Genomic DNA, 15,518 nt, shown 5'->3' with positions numbered 1-15,518 from the left:
CATTAATACCAAAACCAAAAACACACCCAATGGGCGCTATTTCTGGCCCGGGGATCTTACATCCAAAAAAGAGGATCTCACATGGAATTTTTCTATGTGGTCAAAGCCACTCAGAAATCCGGTAAGCAAGATGCAGTGGTCTGGTTCACTGCGAAAACCGAATCCCGTGCCAACCTTCAGCTCGATGTCGCGCTGGAAGACGCTGAAATCGAAACCGGCCGCGGCAAGGACTATTCGAAGCCGATCCGCACCGACTTCCCGGTTTATGACGACCTGCCGGAAGAAGCAGCCGTGGATTTCGCCTGGTGCGAACGCTACGAACTGGCCGAAGATCAGCGCACATGGAAGTTGAAGCAGAAAACTGAATCAGCCTCAGTTGAACCTGAAGAGTGTGATGAAGAGGAAACCTTATCCTCCGATACCGACAGCGAAGTTGTGCTAGCTGCCAGCGTTGATGAGACCAACACGTTTAACGCGCTGGCGCCCATGTCGTTCCGCACGCAGCTGCTCGCCCAGTTTGCATCCGATGAGACCCATGTTTATCACATCAATAAAGAGACCCAGTCCGCACTTCTCGGGATGGAGATGGACACGGACAACACCTACGTCCAGAACCTGCTGCTCGCTGCGAGCAACGTACCTGAGCTCAAAAAATATGACATGCCTGGCCTGTGGAAGCTCACCCGCGCGGTTAAGGAAGTGTTCCCGCAGGACTTACGGCATGAGCTGGGCTTAATCATCCGATTTATGAAGCTGTGGGTGGTAACTAATCACATTGACCGTGGGATCCTCACGCGTGAATGGGCTGCTGGTAACAGGATTGATGAAATTCAGCGCACCGACGCGGAAACCAATGCTGATAGTGGGCATGTCACGGACCGCGGCGCCGGCGCGCACCATACTTTCGATACTCTCGATTTAGAAATCGCATGCGCCCTGCTGCCGATGGATTTCAATCATATGGAAATTCCGGGGAGCATACTCCGCCGCGCCAAGGAGATTGTCGCAAACAAAGAAGAGCCATGGAAAAGCTGGAGCAAAATCCTGCGCAATCAGCCTGGCATTCTGGAGGTCAACCGCGCGGCCATTTTCAACCTGGTGCGCATCGCGACGGAGAATATTCACCTTACGCCGGTTGATCATCTTGAGTTTGTGAACCAGACGATGACGGCTGAATTCAATGCTGAAACTGAGTTGCTGCCACTTCCTACGCCAGCTGCCGAACCTGAGGTGTCAGCAGCACAGCCGGGCGGCAGCGGAAAAACCGATCGAAATCCTAACTACCAACCCGACTTCGACGGGCTCGATACTGAGATTGCATTAGCAACGCTGCCAGCGGATTTCAATATCTACGATGTCCCAAGTGATGTTTTCCGCCAGGCGAAGGCTATCGTCGCAGCAAAAGACAGTCCGTTTAAAGAATGGTCTGAAGCTTTGCGCGCAACACCCGGCATTCTGGATTATTCCCGCGCTGCAATTTTTGCGCTGATCCGTAGCGCTCACCCTGAGCACTACAAACAGCCAGGACGTCTTGCCGGCTACATCAATGCGAACCTGACCGAAACCGACCACGAGAAACCTACAGCGGAAACGCTGGCGGCAGCACGTCACACCCCAGAAGTAAGCTGGGAAAGCGAAGTTAACAAGAAGATTGAAGCGGAAAAAGCCGCCACAAGCCAGCCACAGGTTGCGAACCTCGGCGGCGGCATGTTCTCCATCGATGGCCTGCTGGCCACAACCACCAATGAAGTTGCTAATCAGGAATCGGAGACCACCAGCGATGTGCAGATGGAAGAGACTGAGCGCTCCGAAAGCGAAATTAACGATACGGTATCAGCAGGCGAAAGCGCTGATGCAGCTGATCCGCAAGCAGTTACATTAGCCTCAGCAGACATTCTGGCCGCCGCTGCGCCGAGCCTCGCGAACAGCACTGCGCCGGAAGTTACCACCGAAGCGCCGGAGGAAACCGCCAGTGCGCCGGAAGAACCATCATCAGAACCGGTACCGGAATACCCTGCTTACTTCGAACCGGGCCGCTATGAAGATGTGCCGAATGACGTATATCACGCGGCGAACGGGATCAGTAGCACCCAAGTGAAAGATGCCCGCGTCAGCCTGATGTACTTCAACGCGCGCCACGTTGCGAAAACCATTCCGCGCGAAGGTTCCAAAGTGCTGGATATGGGTAACCTGGTGCATGCGCTGGCGCTGCAGCCGGAAAACCTTGATGAAGAATTCAGCGTGGAGCCGGTGATCCCGGAAGGGGCATTCACCACCGCGGCGACCCTGCGCGCCTTTATCGATGAGTACAACTCCATCCTGCCCGCGCTGCTGAGCGCAGACGATATCAAAGCGCTGCTTGAAGAGCACAACGCCACCCTGCCAGCGCCGGTGCCGATGGGGGGCAGCCTGGAAGAAACAGCTCAGAGCTATATGACGCTTCCAGCTGAGTTCCAGCGTATCGAGGCAGACCAGAAGCAGACCGCCGCAGCCATGAAGGCCTGTATCAAAGAGCACAACGCCACCCTGCCAGCGCCGGTGAAAACTACCGGCAGCCGCGAGGCGCTGCTGGAGCAACTGGCGACAATCAATCCTGACCTGGTAGCTCAGGAAGCTCAGAAGCCGGTACCGCTGAAAGTTTCCGGCACTAAGGCAGACATGATCCAGGCGGTGAAGTCGGCCAAACCTGACGCTGTGTTTGCTGACGAACTGCTGGACGCATGGCGTGAAAACCCGGGCGACAAGATTCTGGTTACGCGCCAGCAGCTGGCAACCGCGCTGGCTATCCAGTCCGCCCTGTTAGCGCACCCGACCGCCGGCATGCTGCTGACGCACCCGAGCCGTGCCGTTGAGGTGAGCTACTTCGGCTTCGACGAAGAGACCGGGCTGGAAGTGCGCGTGCGCCCTGACCTTGAAATTGACCTAGATGGCGTGCGCATCGGCGCTGACCTCAAAACCATCAGCATGTGGAACGTTAAGCAAGAGAGCCTGCGGGCCAGGCTGCATAGGGAAATCATCGACCGCGATTACCACCTGAGCGCGGCTATGTACTGCGAAACCGCGGCGCTGGATCAGTTCTTCTGGATTTTCGTCAACAAAGACGAGAACTACCACTGGATCGCCATCATTGAGGCATCGGCAGACCTGCTGGAACTGGGCATGCTCGAGTACCGAAAAATGATGCGAGCTATCGCGACCGGCTTCGACACAGGCGAGTGGCCAGCGCCGATCATCGATGATTACACCGACGAACTAAACGACTTCGACCTGCGCCGCCTCGAAGCGCTGCGTACTCAGGCATAAGGGGAAAGACGATGGAAAACACGAACATCATCACAGCAGAACAGCAGGCACCGAACACCATTTCTGCTAGCAACGCTATTTTCAACGTGCAAGCGCTGAGTCAGCTTACTGCCTTTGCCAACCTGATGGCTGACTCTCAGGTTACCGTACCGGCTCATCTAGCAGGAAAGCCAGCCGATTGCATGGCGATCGTCATGCAGGCGATGCAGTGGGGCATGAATCCATACGCGGTGGCGCAAAAAACGCATCTGGTAAACGGCCAGCTGGGTTATGAAGCGCAGCTTGTTAATGCCGTAATCACAAGTTCCAGCGCCATTCATGGTCGTTTTCATTATCGCTACGGCGGTGATTGGGAGCGCTGTACCAGAACTAAAGAAGTGAGCCGCGAGAAAACGGGCAAGAATGGCAAATACACCTCCATTGAGCGCGTTCGAGACTGGGCTGACGAAGATGAAGTTGGGCTCTACATTCAGGTCGGAGCCATTCTTCGTGGCGAAACTGAAATCACTTGGGACAAGCCTCTTTACCTGTCTCAGGTGGTAACCCGCAATTCGCCTCTGTGGGTTTCAAAACCAGACCAGCAGATAGCCTATCTTGGGGTGAAGTACTGGGCGCGGCTCTACTGCCCGCATGTGATCCTTGGCGTTTATACGCCTGATGAACTGGATCAGCGCACAGAGCGGGAGATCAATCCAGCTCCCGCTCAGCGCGTAAGCCTTTCGGACATCAAAGGTGACAGCGTAACAAGCACTCAAGATGTGCAGGAAACCGCAGCAAATATCGATGGCCTGGCTAATGAGTTACGGAAGCGAATCGAAGCTGCACAAGATGTGGATAGCGCGAAGGCCCTTCGAGCCGACATCGAAACCGCCAAACCGACGCTGGGATCGGCCCTGTTCACAGAGCTGAAAAACAAGGCAGTGAAGCGTTATTACCTAGTGGATGCGCGTAACAAAGTGGAAGCGGCGATCAACTCTCTGCCGCAACCTGGCGAACCGGGCGCAGCTGACCGCTTTGTTGAAGTGGAACGCGTTCTGGCATCTGCGAAACGTCACCTGGGTGATGAACTGCACGATCAGTTCAGCATCACCTTGGCAGATATGAAACCGGAATACGTGGCCTAAGGGAGGCGGGAGGGTTCGCCCTCCCGGTAACGACATGACGAAAGTTACAGAACGCGGAATGATTTTTAACGGCGAGATGGTGCGGGCGATCCTCGACGGCCGGAAGACGCAGACGCGGCGGATCATGAAGCCGCAACCTGCGGATGATATCGCTCGTGGCGTTTTCCCCAATCCAGATGCCTATGGCTGGAAATCTTCACTAAAACATAAGCATGGCAGCACGACCGCACATTTTTGCCCGTTCGGCCAGCCCGGCGATCGCATCTGGGTGCGTGAGACGTTCCGTGTACATAGCCGGGCAACAGACGTAGCGACCCTAGTTTATAAAGCCAGCGAACGCCAAATCTGGACTGAGCAAACACACCGCGTGCCAGTTTCTGTATGCAATAAGCCAGCGGTCATCGAAAAATGGACGCCATCCATCCATATGCCGCGCTGGGCCAGCCGGATTCTGCTGGAGATTACCGATGTGCGAGTCGAGCGGCTGAACAGCATCAGCGAAGAGGATGCAAAAGCTGAAGGCGCACCGACTGAATGTTGCGTCATTGGTGATAAGCACTTCCTTGGTTTTCGAAGCCTGTGGAAGGACATCTACGGCGACGACAGCTGGCAGGCTAACCCTTGGATCTGGGTGATTGAGTTTAAGCGCATCGAAGGAGATGGCCATGCGACTGATTAACCGCGGAAGCCAGCAATCACCGTTAGCTCGCCGGGCTTGCGATCTTGCTCTGGCTGCCCACGCAGAACGCTACGGCGATTATGGGCGCAGCAAGATGAAAGAGACGTACACGGTGAGGGTTGAAGGCGTGAAGGTATGGGTGGAGATCGTGAACAGGAAAGCGAGCTATGTGGCCACCGCGATGACCGGCATGCGCCGGCTCCGTTCCCTCCCCGGGCAAGTCGCCTGATATTGAATTATCACAAACACTTTTCCGGCAACTTTATAATGAGTTGTCGGAAGCAGGAGGATGTATGGCCAAGCTTCTAAATTTACAGGAATGGGCAGAAGAGACTTATTCAAAGCCGCCTTCCCTTTCAACTCTTCGCCGCTGGACCAGGGAGGGCCGCATATACCCTCCGCCGGAGCTTCACGGTAAGGAATATAAGGTTCAGCCCGATGCCACTTACGTGGATCCGAGCAAAAAGAACCTTCGCCCTAAAACTAAACGCATGACACTGCCAGCCGGCGGCACCCTACTGGAGAGACTGACTCATGGCGAAAAGGCCAATTCGTTACGACGCTAACCTGCCCCGTAACCTGACCTATCGCAAAAGAGACCGTCTTTATAGCTGGCGAAACCCGATAACCGGCCAAGAATTATCACTTGGCCGGATCGATAGAAAGGACGCTATCTCCCAGGCCATTGAGGCCAATAACTACATCGACCAGAACTACATCCCCTCAGCGCTGCTGGACCGTATAAAGGACACGCCTACCTTTACGGTTAAGGCGTGGCTTGAGCGCTACGAGGTGATTCTGGAGCGGAGGGAGTTGAAAGCCAGCACAATGAAGGTCAGGCGAAATCAGATTGCCACGATAAGAGATGCTTTTGGGAAAATGCCATTATCGTCGGTCAGTACTAAGGACGTGTCGGCATTTCTGGAAACCTATATCATCTGTGACAAGAAAAGCATGGCATCTGGTTTAAGGTCTGTGCTGCTGGACGTATTCAGGGAAGCTATCGTTGAAGGGCATATTGAGAGGAACCCGGCGGAACCGACGCGCACACCGACACCAAAGGTAAAAAGGGAGCGTTTGCTGCTTGAGCAGTTTGAAGTGATACGAGCTGCTGCTGTGGCCCATTCTGAATGGCTTCCCAATGCGTGCGATCTTGGATTAGTGACCGGGCAGCGCCGCGAGGACATTACCCTTCTACGGTTCTCAGACATCAGGGCTGGCAGGTTATTTGTTGTTCAGGAGAAAACCGGGCATAAACTTGCGCTGCCACTCGACCTGAAACTTGAGGCTGCCGGATTGGTGCTTCACGAAGTGATTGAGCGTTGCCGGGATAATAATCCCACAGATTTTATGCTCTACTCTCCGGTAAGGCGCGGGGGAAGAAGACCAGGCCCACTGACACCTGATGGTGTAACCCAAGCTTTTTCAGAAGTCCGGGACATGACGGGTCTACAGTTTGGGCCGAATCCTCCACCATTTCATGAGATCAGAAGTCTTGCCAGTCGTCTTTATGAAAGGGAGCGCGGGGAAGAGTTTTCGCAGCGTTTACTTGGGCATAAAAATTTAACAATGACCAAAAAATACCTGGACGCGCGCGGTTCAGAATATGTTATGGTTTAGACAGGATATGAAATATTCGAGTGTTTTTCGGGGGATTTAGGGATGGACACCAAAAAAGCCTTGAAAATCAACCGGATAAAAAAAGACCGAAAACGATTCCTGTTTTCGGTCCAGGGAAATGGCTCCTGGGATGGAGCCGTGCGCTAAAAGTTGGCATTAATGCAGGCTTAGTCGCCTTGCACTTTAAGAATAGATGACGACGTCAGGTTTTCCAGTCCGCAACTATCACGCGGGCAAAAAAAGCCGATCTGGCGCGATCATCCAAAAAAAACCGCGCTGCAGCGCGGTTTTTTTATGCCTGTAGCCTGTGGCTCAGGACTTACACAGCGCCTGCGCACGCTCGATAAACGGTTCAAGACTCATCTTGTGGCCCGGGCGCGCCGGATCGTCCACCACCAGGATAGAAATCGGCTGACCGCTGGTTTTACCGCTCGCGACCTGCTGCTGGGCCTTATCATTCAGCGGATACTGCATCAGGGTAGACGGATTGATAACAAACAGCGCACCGTCAGGACGACATGAGAGCATCACCTCTTCACGATTAAACGCCCACTTGTCTTTACCTATCTCAAAACGGCTCACGGTTGTCACCTGCGGCGCGGCAAGCGCCATACCGGAAACGGCGGTTAACAGCAGTGCCAGTAACGTTTTTTTCATAGCTTTCTCTTGTTACCTGTCAATCATTCAGAATGGTGCCCAGGTCGCGAACAGGCTGACTGTTGCAATGACCATGACACCGAGCAGCATTTCAGTTTGCGTCATGCGGATGAAGCGCGATACCGCCGCACCGCTGGCGTGAAAACGTGGTACCAGAACATAACGGTTATAGAGCGCTATTGCCACCATCCCGACCACCAGCGCACATTTGATCAACAGCAGCTGGAACCACGGCGTGAACCCGTGCCAGGCGAAACGCCCGATGAGTAGCGCATTCAGCACCCCGGTGATGATAGCGCCCGCCACTGCCAGGTGCCCGGTCAGGGAAAATCGCCGCATGGCGGTAATCGCCAGCGCCTGCAGCCCGGGCTTCACCGCCAGCCGCATACAAAGCAACAGCGGCAATAACCCACCCAGCCACCAGGCGACGCACAGCAGGTGCAGCGTATGGTTAAGGCGCTGTAACGCCCCGACTGCCCCGTCATTCATCGCGGCATGACCGGTCCAGGCCAGCAGCATCAGTTGCCCCGCAGGCAGCAGCAGGATCGCCGCCGTGGGCATGCGCAGTAACATCGCCAGCAGCGTTGCTGCCGCCAGCGCGCCCTGCACCATCCAGACGCTGCCAAAGCGCGTACCGGCGACGGCCTGCAACACCTGCGGGTTAATCATATCCCCCGGCCCATCCCCCATCAGCCCCGCCTGGGCGAGATAGATGCCGACCGTGGTGAACATCAGCAGCGACACTGCCACGACCTGATAACCACGCAGGGCATCTTGCAGCGCGGGTTTCAGCGCGCCGGCGGCAAAAAACGCAAGGCAGACCGCTGCACCAAACAGGGTGCAAAGAGAGAGAACGTGCAGGCAGCGCAGCGCGGGATAGAGCAGCTCAGGCATTATTTGATACTGAACGCGTAAGTTCCTTTGGTTTTATGCCCGTCGACGGAAACCACCTGCCACTGCACCTGATAACGCCCGGTTTTCAGCGGGGCATTAAGCGGCACCAGCAGTTGCTTATCATCGCTGGCATTCAGGGTGGCCTTTCCGGTCGCGACCGGCTGGTCGTCCGGGCCAAGCAGGACTACCTTACTGAAGTTCTGCTCCACGCCTTCGGAGAAATTAAGCGTCAGCGCTTTCGGCGCTTCGCTCACGGCGGCATTGGCTGCAGGGGTCTGCTGCGTGAGGTGCGCATGGGCCAGTGCGGCAGACGAAAATGCCAGCGTGGCGGTCAGGGTTAACAGGGAGGAGAGCATACGGCGGGAAAATGACATATTTCCATTCCTTATTTGCAAGACTGGCAAAAGAATATCAGTTTTAGCAGGGAAGTCGAAACGATAAGGGCTTGTCATCTGCCCGGCTGCACAGTACCTTTGCCTGCATCCAGAAGGAGAACCCTTATGCAATATAATCTGGCACAACTTCCCCAGGATGAGATGGACAAGGTCAACGTCGATCTGGCCGCCGCGGGCGTGGCGTTTAAAGAGCGCTATAACATGCCGGTGGTGGCCGAGATGGTGGAGCGCGAACAGCCTGAAGCACTGCGCGACTATTTTCGCGAGCGTCTCATCGCCCACCGTCTGGCGTCGGTCAACCTGTCCCGTCTGCCCTACGAACCTAAAACGAAATAGCGCTTATCCTCGTCAGGCTCCGCCCTGGCGGGGTTGCATTTGCTATTCCCGGAGTAAACCATGCTACGCGTTATCGATACCGAAACCTGCGGCCTTCAGGGCGGCGTGGTGGAAGTCGCCTCGGTAGACATCATCGACGGTCAGATCGTCAATCCCATGAGCGATCTGGTGCGCCCTGACCGGCCTATCAGCCCGCAGGCGATGGCGATACATAAAATCACCGAAGCAATGGTCGCCGACAAGCCGTGGATTGAAGACGTCATTCCACGCTATCACGGCAGTCCTTATTACGTGGCGCACAATGCCAGTTTCGACCAGCGTATGCTCCCGCCGATGAGCGGAGACTGGATCTGTACCGTCAAGCTGGCGCGCCGCCTGTGGCCCGGCATCAAATACAGCAATATGGCGCTGTATAAGTCACGCAAGCTGCACGTTGAGACGCCGCCGGATCTGCATCATCACCGCGCGCTGTTTGACTGCTACATCACCGCGGCGCTGCTGATTGATATTATGGAGAACTCTGGCTGGACGCCGGAAGAGATGGTAGAGGTGACCGGACGACCAGGGCTGATCCAGACCTTCCCGTTCGGGAAATATCGTGGCCGGCCGGTGGCCGAAATCGCCGATCGCGATCCCGGCTACCTGCGCTGGATGAAGAACAATTTCAAAGCCATGACCCCGGAGTGGCACCTGACGCTGCGCCACTACCTGGGCGAAGAGTAATTACCGGGTCGCCTGGCCGGGCAGCGTGCCCTGCGCCAGTGCGATCAGGAAGGCGTATTCCATCGCCACCCCTTCGTAGGACTTGAAGCGCCCCGATTTCCCACCGTGCCCGGAATCCATATCGGTACAGAGCAGTAGCAGATTATCGTCCGTTTTATACTCCCGCAGCTTCGCCACCCATTTGGCGGGTTCCCAGTACTGCACCTGGGAGTCGTGCAGCCCGGTAGTGACCAGCAGATGCGGATAAGCCTGAGCTTTTACCTGATCGTAAGGGCTGTAATCCTTCATGTAGTGATAGTAGGTTTCATCCTTCGGATTGCCCCACTCCTCAAACTCACCGGTGGTGAGTGGGATGGATTCATCCAGCATGGTGGTGACCACATCGACAAACGGCACCTGGGCGACTACCCCGTGGAACAGCTCGGGACGTTCGTTGATGACGGTCCCCATCAGCATCCCGCCCGCGCTGCCGCCCATGCCATAGACATAGCGCCTGTCGCCATAGCCCTCTTTCAGCAGGGCATCGCAGACGTCAATGTAGTCGTTGAAGGTATTTTTCTTCTTCAGGAATTTGCCGTCTTCATACCAACCCTGCCCCAGTTCTCCGCCGCCGCGGATATGGGCGATGGCATAGACGAAACCGCGATCCAGCAGGCTGAGGCGGCTGGTGCTGAAGTCGGCATCCATGCAGGTGCCATAGGAGCCGTAGCCGTAGACCAGCAGCGGGTTCTTGCCGCGCTGGAACCAGGACTTGTGGTACACCAGAGACACCGGCACTTCGACCCCGTCCCGCGCCTTCACCCACAGGTGCTCGCTGCGGTAGTTCCCGGCATCAAAGCCTGCTACCTCGGTCTGCTTCAGCACCCGCCGCTCGCCGGTATCCATGTCCAGCTCAAACAGGGTGTCAGGCGTGGTCATGGAGGAGTAGCCGTAGCGCAGGCGTGACGTCTCCGGCTCCGGGTTGTAGGCAAGCCAGGTCACATAAGCCGGATCGTCGAAGGCGATGCCGGTCACTTCCCGGGTTTTGCGGTTGATCTGCCGCAGGCTGGTGAGGCCGCGCTGGCGCTCTTCCACCACCAGCCAGTCGGTGAACAGGGTGAAGCCTTCCAGCATGATGTGGTCGCGCGCCGGGATCAGCACTTCCCAGCGCGCTTCGTCACGCACTCTGGTGCGGTACAGACCGAAGTTTTTGCCGTCGCGGTTCGAGCGCAGGTAAAAGGTATGCTGATAGTGGTCGAGGCTGTATTCGTGATCTTTGCGGCGCGCGAGGAAGCATTGCGGCTGCGCGTCTGGCAGCTCGGCATCCAGCAGCAGCACTTCGCTGGTGGTGGCGCTGTTGAGGTAGATCTGGATGAAATGCCGGGAGGTGGTTTTGTGCAGGCTGACGTAGAAAGTGTCGTCCTTCTCTTCATAAACCAGCTCATCCCACTTCGACGGCGTGCCGATGGTATGACGCCACACCTGATACGGCAGCAGCGTGGTGGCATGTTTACGCACGTAATAGAGCGTGGTGGAGTCGTTGGCCCAGACAAAGCTCGGCGAGACGTTCTCCAGCATTTCGGGATACCAGTTTCCGGTTTCCAGATTGCGGAAACGCAGGCCGTACTGGCGGCGGGAGAGGAAATCTTCCGCCAGCGCCATGATGCTGTTATCAGGAGTAATTGACAGGCCGCCAAGGGTGTAAAACTCACTGTGGGCCGCGCGCTTGTTGGAATCAAGCAGCAGCTCCCAGTCATCCCATTCTGAACACATCACCGACTGACGCTGATAGATCGCGTACTCGCAGCCGGTTTCATACACGTGCCGGTAGCGATAGCCGTTGTTCACGTAGGGGGCGGAGACATCGCGCTGGGGGATGCGGTCAACCATCTCCTTGAGTAAACGGTCCTGCAGCGCCTGCTGCGTGGACATGATATCGCGTCCGTAATCGTTCTCCTGGTGCAGGTACTCCAGCACTTCTGGCTGCGAACGCGTGTCGTCGCGCAGCCAGAAGTAATTGTCGATACGGGTGTCGCCATGCTCGGTGAGCGCATGGGGGATTTTTCTCGCTTTTGGTGGCATGTCATTTTTCTTTTGCGTTTAACACCCTGTAAGGGTGGCAAAACCCACGCGTGATGCAAGCGAAACATGACATTTTGCAAAGAGATTACCCCGGCAGCGTCTGTTTTTGCTGTTTCAGATCCTGCTCGATGCTGGTACGTACGTCCTGCGGGATCTTCAGCTCGTCGCCGAGCGCGTTGAGGTAGCTGCGCTCCATAAAGTGATCAATATCGATGGCGGCACAGCTCAGGAAGTACACCTCCAGCGCTTCTTCTTCATTCTGAATGCCGCTGGCGATGCGTTTTGGATCCAGCGGCTGCTCAATGGCCTGCTGGATCAGCACCCGTCCCTGCTGCTCAACGCCAGCCTCACGCAGCTGCTGCTCAATCGCCTGGCGCTCCTGGTCGTCGATATGCCCGTCGCTTTTCGCGGCAAATACCAGCGCGAGGATCAGGCGCTCAGTGCGCACATCCAGCGGCGAATGATGCTGGCCGTAGCCCGGTTCATCCTGATGCGCAGCGCGCACTTTGTCTTTGTACTTATTCCACAGTACGGTGCCCGCCACCGCCCCGCCGCCCATCAGCAGCGCGCTACCGGCATATTTGGTTAATAGCTTACGCGATGAGGAGTTCGCCACCAGCAGCCCCGCGAGGCCGCCCAGCGCGCCGGGCATGTATTTGCTGTAACCCTGTTCTTTGCCGCCGGACTGCTGGGTAGCGGATTTCGCCTGACCCAGAACGGACTGAAGCTGTTTCAACCATTGAGACATTGTTTTTCCCCGTTAATGCATATGTTTAACCGAGGGTAAGTGACCGAGCGTCAAGAAATGTCGGGGTTGAGCAAGGAAGGGAAAATTATTGCCTGCTGACCGGGCAAAGCAGTGTCGCGCCGCCGGGAGGCAGAAACAACACAGGCAGCCTGGGCTGCCTGAGGGTTCAGTGCTGATAGCGGGCGGTGCCTTTGCGGCAGTCGATAGTGACCCGATACTGGATGTCGGTGTTTTTACCACGCACCGTCAGCGGCACCTGCCAGGTGTCGTCTTCCCCGCGTACTTCTTTGGGGTTCACCCAGGCAACCGGATCGGCCTGGCCGAGAATACGCTGGTCATCAGCCCAGCGCGGGATACGGTTTTGCTGATAGTCGCGCTTCACGCTCGACGCGATGGTTTCGGCATCACTGCCTTCGCAGCGCGGAAAGCTCACGTCGTGGGCGGGCGCGGCCAGAGCCGGGGCGCTGCACAGTGCCAGCAGCCCCATAAGTAGCGTTCCTGTTTTGATCATGCTGTTCTCCTGTCAGTACGTTCAGAAAAAGCATGGTCGAAAACCTTAGTAACGCCAGTGTCTCTGGTCTGATTATGCCGCTTTGATTGGCTTCACGTCGGCAGAAGGCGCATCAGAACTGGCCTTTTTACGTGATGCCGGGGCCGCTTTTTCTGACGCGTCGCTTTCCGGCAGCTTGCCGGTTTTGATGATCGCGCTCAGGGCGTCACGCTGCTCGGCCAGCCACATCGCCAGCGCTTCGTTCTGGTCATCTTCCAGCTTCAGCGGGCTCTCCTGTAACCAGTCGCCAAGCACTTCTGCCAGATCGAGCATTTTGTCGTAAGCGTCAGCATCTTTTTTATTGGCAAAAGACATCTTTTCCTCACCTTCGCGGACAACTACATATTTAATTTCAACGGTCATTTTGCAGCCTCGCATCACTGTATTTATATACAGTATAAACCTTCGTCGCCCCAGGATGCAACCGTAAAATCACTGCCAACGCAAACGTTTTCGTTTATACTGCGCCGGTCATTTTTTTCACATCAGGATACAGGGTTATGGCTAAGTTGGGTACGGCGCTGCGCCCCGCAGCTACGCGGGTAATGCTTTTGGGATCGGGTGAACTGGGTAAGGAAGTCGCGATTGAGTGTCAGCGTATGGGCATCGAAGTGATTGCCGTGGATCGCTACCCTGACGCCCCGGCCATGCACGTCGCCCACCGCAGCCATGTCATCAATATGCTTGATGCTGCCGCACTCAAAGCGCTGGTTGAGCAGGAAAAACCACACTACATCGTGCCGGAGATCGAGGCCATCGCGACCGATATGCTGGTGGAGCTGGAGCAGGCCGGGCAGCACGTAGTACCGACCGCACGCGCCACACAGCTCACCATGAACCGGGAAGGCATTCGCCGTCTCGCGGCTGAAACGCTGGCGATCCCTACCTCAAGCTATCAGTTTGCCGACAGCGAAAGCGCCTTCCGTGCGGCGGTGGACGCCATCGGCCTGCCCTGCATCGTAAAACCGGTGATGAGCTCTTCCGGGAAAGGTCAGAGCTTTATCCGTAGCGCAGACCAGCTGGCGCAGGCGTGGGAATACGCGCAACAGGGCGGCCGCGCCGGGGCCGGGCGGGTTATCGTGGAAGGCGTGGTCAATTTCGATTTTGAGATCACCCTGCTCACCGTCAGCGCGGTAGATGGCGTTCATTTCTGCGCGCCGGTGGGCCATCGTCAGGAAGACGGCGACTATCGCGAGTCCTGGCAGCCGCAGCAGATGAGCGAGCTGGCGCTGACGCGCGCCCAGGAGATGGCGCGAAAAGTCGTTCTGGCGCTCGGTGGCTACGGCCTGTTTGGCGTGGAGCTGTTTATCTGTGGTGATGAAGTCATTTTCAGCGAAGTCTCGCCGCGCCCGCATGACACCGGCATGGTGACCCTGATTTCACAGGATCTCTCGGAGTTCGCATTGCACGTGCGCGCCTTTACCGGGTTGCCGATCGGCGGTATTCGTCAGTATGGCCCCTCCGCGTCCGCCGTCATTCTGCCGCAGCTGACCAGCGATAATCTGACGTACGGAAATCTGGAGCAGGCGCTGGGTGCCAGCGTCCAGCTGCGCCTGTTCGGCAAGCCGGAGATCAACGGCACGCGCCGTCTCGGCGTGGCCCTCGCCGCCGCCGATAGCGTGGAAGAGGCCGTTGCACGCGCTAAAACCGCTGCGGCGGCTGTGGTGGTACAGGATAAAAAAAGCCCGGCTACATGGCCGGGCTGATGATATTGAGGCGAGTGGCAGATGCCCTCGCCTTTTTTATTACTGCTGCGCGCCAGCGACCGCTTCGCGCGCCAGGGTGGTGATGCGATCGTAATCGCCGCTTTCCAGCGCGTCAGCCGGCACCAGCCAGGAGCCGCCGATGCAAAGCACGCTTTTCAGCGCCAGGTAGTCACGGTAGTTAGCCGGGGAGATACCGCCGGTCGGGCAGAAACGCACCTGGGAGAACGGCCCTGCGATAGCCTGCAGCGCTTTGGTGCCACCGTTCGCTTCCGCCGGGAAGAATTTGAACTCTTTCAGACCGTAGTCCATGCCCAGCATCAGCTCAGACACGGTGCTGATGCCAGGGATCAGCGGGATGGTGCCTTCGGTAGCCGCTTTCAGCAGCGGCTCAGTGAGACCCGGGCTGATGGCAAACTGTGCACCCGCTTCGGTGACCTCTGCCAGCTGCTTCGCGTTCAGCACGGTGCCCGCGCCGATGATGGCATCCGGCACTTCTTTAGCAATCAGGCGAATCGCTTCCAGCGCGCACTCGGTGCGCAGGGTCACTTCCAGCACGCGCACGCCGCCAGCGACCAGCGCTTTTGCCATCGGTACAGCGTGTTCGAGTTTGTTAATGACGATGACAGGGACAACCGGGCCTGAGGTAAGGATTGCTTCGGCACTTGTTTTCCAGTTTTTCATTCAGATTTACTCCCGCCAGTTTTAATTAATTCATCTGTGTC

General features: G+C 56.7%; 16 protein-coding genes and 1 pseudogene. 9 read left to right on the top strand and 8 right to left on the bottom strand.

Features of this window, described 5'->3' with window-relative positions; translation table 11 throughout:
- Positions 1 to 81 precede the first annotated feature (81 nt).
- The 6 genes and pseudogenes from ET34_RS22930 (at position 82) to ET34_RS0108755 (ending at position 6,726) form a co-directional block, all read left to right on the top strand.
- Positions 82 to 3,303 carry a RecE family exodeoxyribonuclease gene (locus ET34_RS22930; RefSeq protein WP_031521253.1) on the top strand — a complete coding sequence of 1,074 codons (3,222 nt, stop codon included), beginning with the start codon at positions 82 to 84 and terminating at the stop codon, positions 3,301 to 3,303.
- Positions 3,269 to 4,427 (top strand): annotated as a pseudogene (locus ET34_RS0108770) (RecT family recombinase); the annotation flags it as partial. The gene ET34_RS22930 and the pseudogene ET34_RS0108770, both read left to right, overlap by 35 nt.
- A 34-nt stretch (positions 4,428 to 4,461) precedes the next feature.
- A complete protein-coding gene (locus tag ET34_RS0108765) occupies positions 4,462 to 5,106 on the top strand; it encodes an ASCH domain-containing protein (RefSeq protein WP_031521249.1) in 645 nt (214 codons plus the stop codon).
- Positions 5,093 to 5,335, top strand: coding sequence for a DUF4060 family protein (locus ET34_RS0108760; RefSeq protein WP_031521248.1), 243 nt, complete (start codon positions 5,093 to 5,095; stop codon positions 5,333 to 5,335). Before ET34_RS0108765 ends, ET34_RS0108760 begins: the two co-directional genes overlap by 14 nt.
- A 64-nt stretch (positions 5,336 to 5,399) precedes the next feature.
- Positions 5,400 to 5,672: an excisionase gene (locus ET34_RS21680; protein ID WP_072001993.1), complete on the top strand. Its 273-nt coding sequence runs from the start codon at positions 5,400 to 5,402 to the stop codon at positions 5,670 to 5,672.
- Positions 5,641 to 6,726 carry a tyrosine-type recombinase/integrase gene (locus ET34_RS0108755; RefSeq protein WP_031521246.1) on the top strand — a complete coding sequence of 362 codons (1,086 nt, stop codon included), beginning with the start codon at positions 5,641 to 5,643 and terminating at the stop codon, positions 6,724 to 6,726. Before ET34_RS21680 ends, ET34_RS0108755 begins: the two co-directional genes overlap by 32 nt.
- Before the next feature lie 312 nt (positions 6,727 to 7,038).
- Here the strand turns inward: ET34_RS0108755 and ET34_RS0108750 are convergent, their stop codons facing one another.
- Genes ET34_RS0108750 through yobA form a run of 3 tightly spaced genes read right to left on the bottom strand, consistent with a single transcriptional unit; the run spans position 7,039 to position 8,651 of the window.
- A complete protein-coding gene (locus tag ET34_RS0108750) occupies positions 7,039 to 7,383 on the bottom strand; it encodes a YebY family protein (protein ID WP_031521244.1) in 345 nt (114 codons plus the stop codon).
- Between the two features lie 27 nt (positions 7,384 to 7,410).
- Positions 7,411 to 8,277: a copper homeostasis membrane protein CopD gene (gene copD, locus ET34_RS0108745; protein WP_031521242.1), complete on the bottom strand. Its 867-nt coding sequence runs from the start codon at positions 8,275 to 8,277 to the stop codon at positions 7,411 to 7,413.
- Positions 8,277 to 8,651: a CopC domain-containing protein YobA gene (gene yobA / locus ET34_RS0108740; protein WP_031521240.1), complete on the bottom strand. Its 375-nt coding sequence runs from the start codon at positions 8,649 to 8,651 to the stop codon at positions 8,277 to 8,279. Before yobA ends, copD begins: the two co-directional genes overlap by 1 nt.
- Before the next feature lie 126 nt (positions 8,652 to 8,777).
- Between yobA and ET34_RS0108735 the strand changes: the two genes are divergently transcribed.
- Both ET34_RS0108735 and exoX read left to right on the top strand, forming a co-directional pair.
- Complete coding sequence (locus ET34_RS0108735; protein WP_031521238.1) at positions 8,778 to 9,008, top strand: DNA polymerase III subunit theta; 231 nt, start codon at positions 8,778 to 8,780, stop codon at positions 9,006 to 9,008.
- A 60-nt stretch (positions 9,009 to 9,068) separates the two neighbouring features.
- On the top strand, positions 9,069 to 9,731 hold the full coding sequence (gene exoX, locus ET34_RS0108730) for an exodeoxyribonuclease X (RefSeq protein WP_031521237.1): 663 nt from the start codon (positions 9,069 to 9,071) through the stop codon (positions 9,729 to 9,731).
- On the opposite strand, the gene ptrB is transcribed toward exoX, so the two are convergent.
- From ptrB to ET34_RS0108710, 4 genes are all read right to left on the bottom strand, one after another.
- Entirely contained in the window at positions 9,732 to 11,792 is a 2,061-nt protein-coding gene (gene ptrB, locus ET34_RS0108725; RefSeq protein ID WP_031521235.1) for an oligopeptidase B, read from the bottom strand.
- An 85-nt stretch (positions 11,793 to 11,877) separates the two neighbouring features.
- The gene (locus ET34_RS0108720; protein WP_031521234.1) at positions 11,878 to 12,540 is read right to left on the bottom strand and encodes a tellurite resistance TerB family protein; all 663 of its coding nucleotides are present in this window, start codon (positions 12,538 to 12,540) and stop codon (positions 11,878 to 11,880) included.
- Positions 12,541 to 12,706: 166 nt separating this feature from the next.
- Positions 12,707 to 13,051, bottom strand: a complete 345-nt coding sequence (gene yebF / locus ET34_RS0108715; protein WP_031521232.1) for a protein YebF — start codon at positions 13,049 to 13,051, stop codon at positions 12,707 to 12,709.
- 72 nt (positions 13,052 to 13,123) lie between these two features.
- Positions 13,124 to 13,453, bottom strand: a complete 330-nt coding sequence (locus ET34_RS0108710; protein ID WP_031521230.1) for a YebG family protein — start codon at positions 13,451 to 13,453, stop codon at positions 13,124 to 13,126.
- A 137-nt stretch (positions 13,454 to 13,590) separates the two neighbouring features.
- Here ET34_RS0108710 and purT point away from each other — a divergent pair, with 137 nt between their 5' ends.
- Positions 13,591 to 14,796, top strand: a complete 1,206-nt coding sequence (purT, locus tag ET34_RS0108705; RefSeq protein ID WP_031521229.1) for a formate-dependent phosphoribosylglycinamide formyltransferase — start codon at positions 13,591 to 13,593, stop codon at positions 14,794 to 14,796.
- A gap of 39 nt (positions 14,797 to 14,835) precedes the next feature.
- On the opposite strand, the gene ET34_RS0108700 is transcribed toward purT, so the two are convergent.
- Positions 14,836 to 15,477: a bifunctional 4-hydroxy-2-oxoglutarate aldolase/2-dehydro-3-deoxy-phosphogluconate aldolase gene (locus ET34_RS0108700; RefSeq protein ID WP_031521227.1), complete on the bottom strand. Its 642-nt coding sequence runs from the start codon at positions 15,475 to 15,477 to the stop codon at positions 14,836 to 14,838.
- Positions 15,478 to 15,518: the final 41 nt, after the last annotated feature.

This window comes from Siccibacter colletis, from assembly GCF_000696575.1.
Taxonomy (GTDB): domain Bacteria; phylum Pseudomonadota; class Gammaproteobacteria; order Enterobacterales; family Enterobacteriaceae; genus Siccibacter; species Siccibacter colletis.
This window is presented reverse-complemented; position numbering and strand designations above follow the sequence as displayed.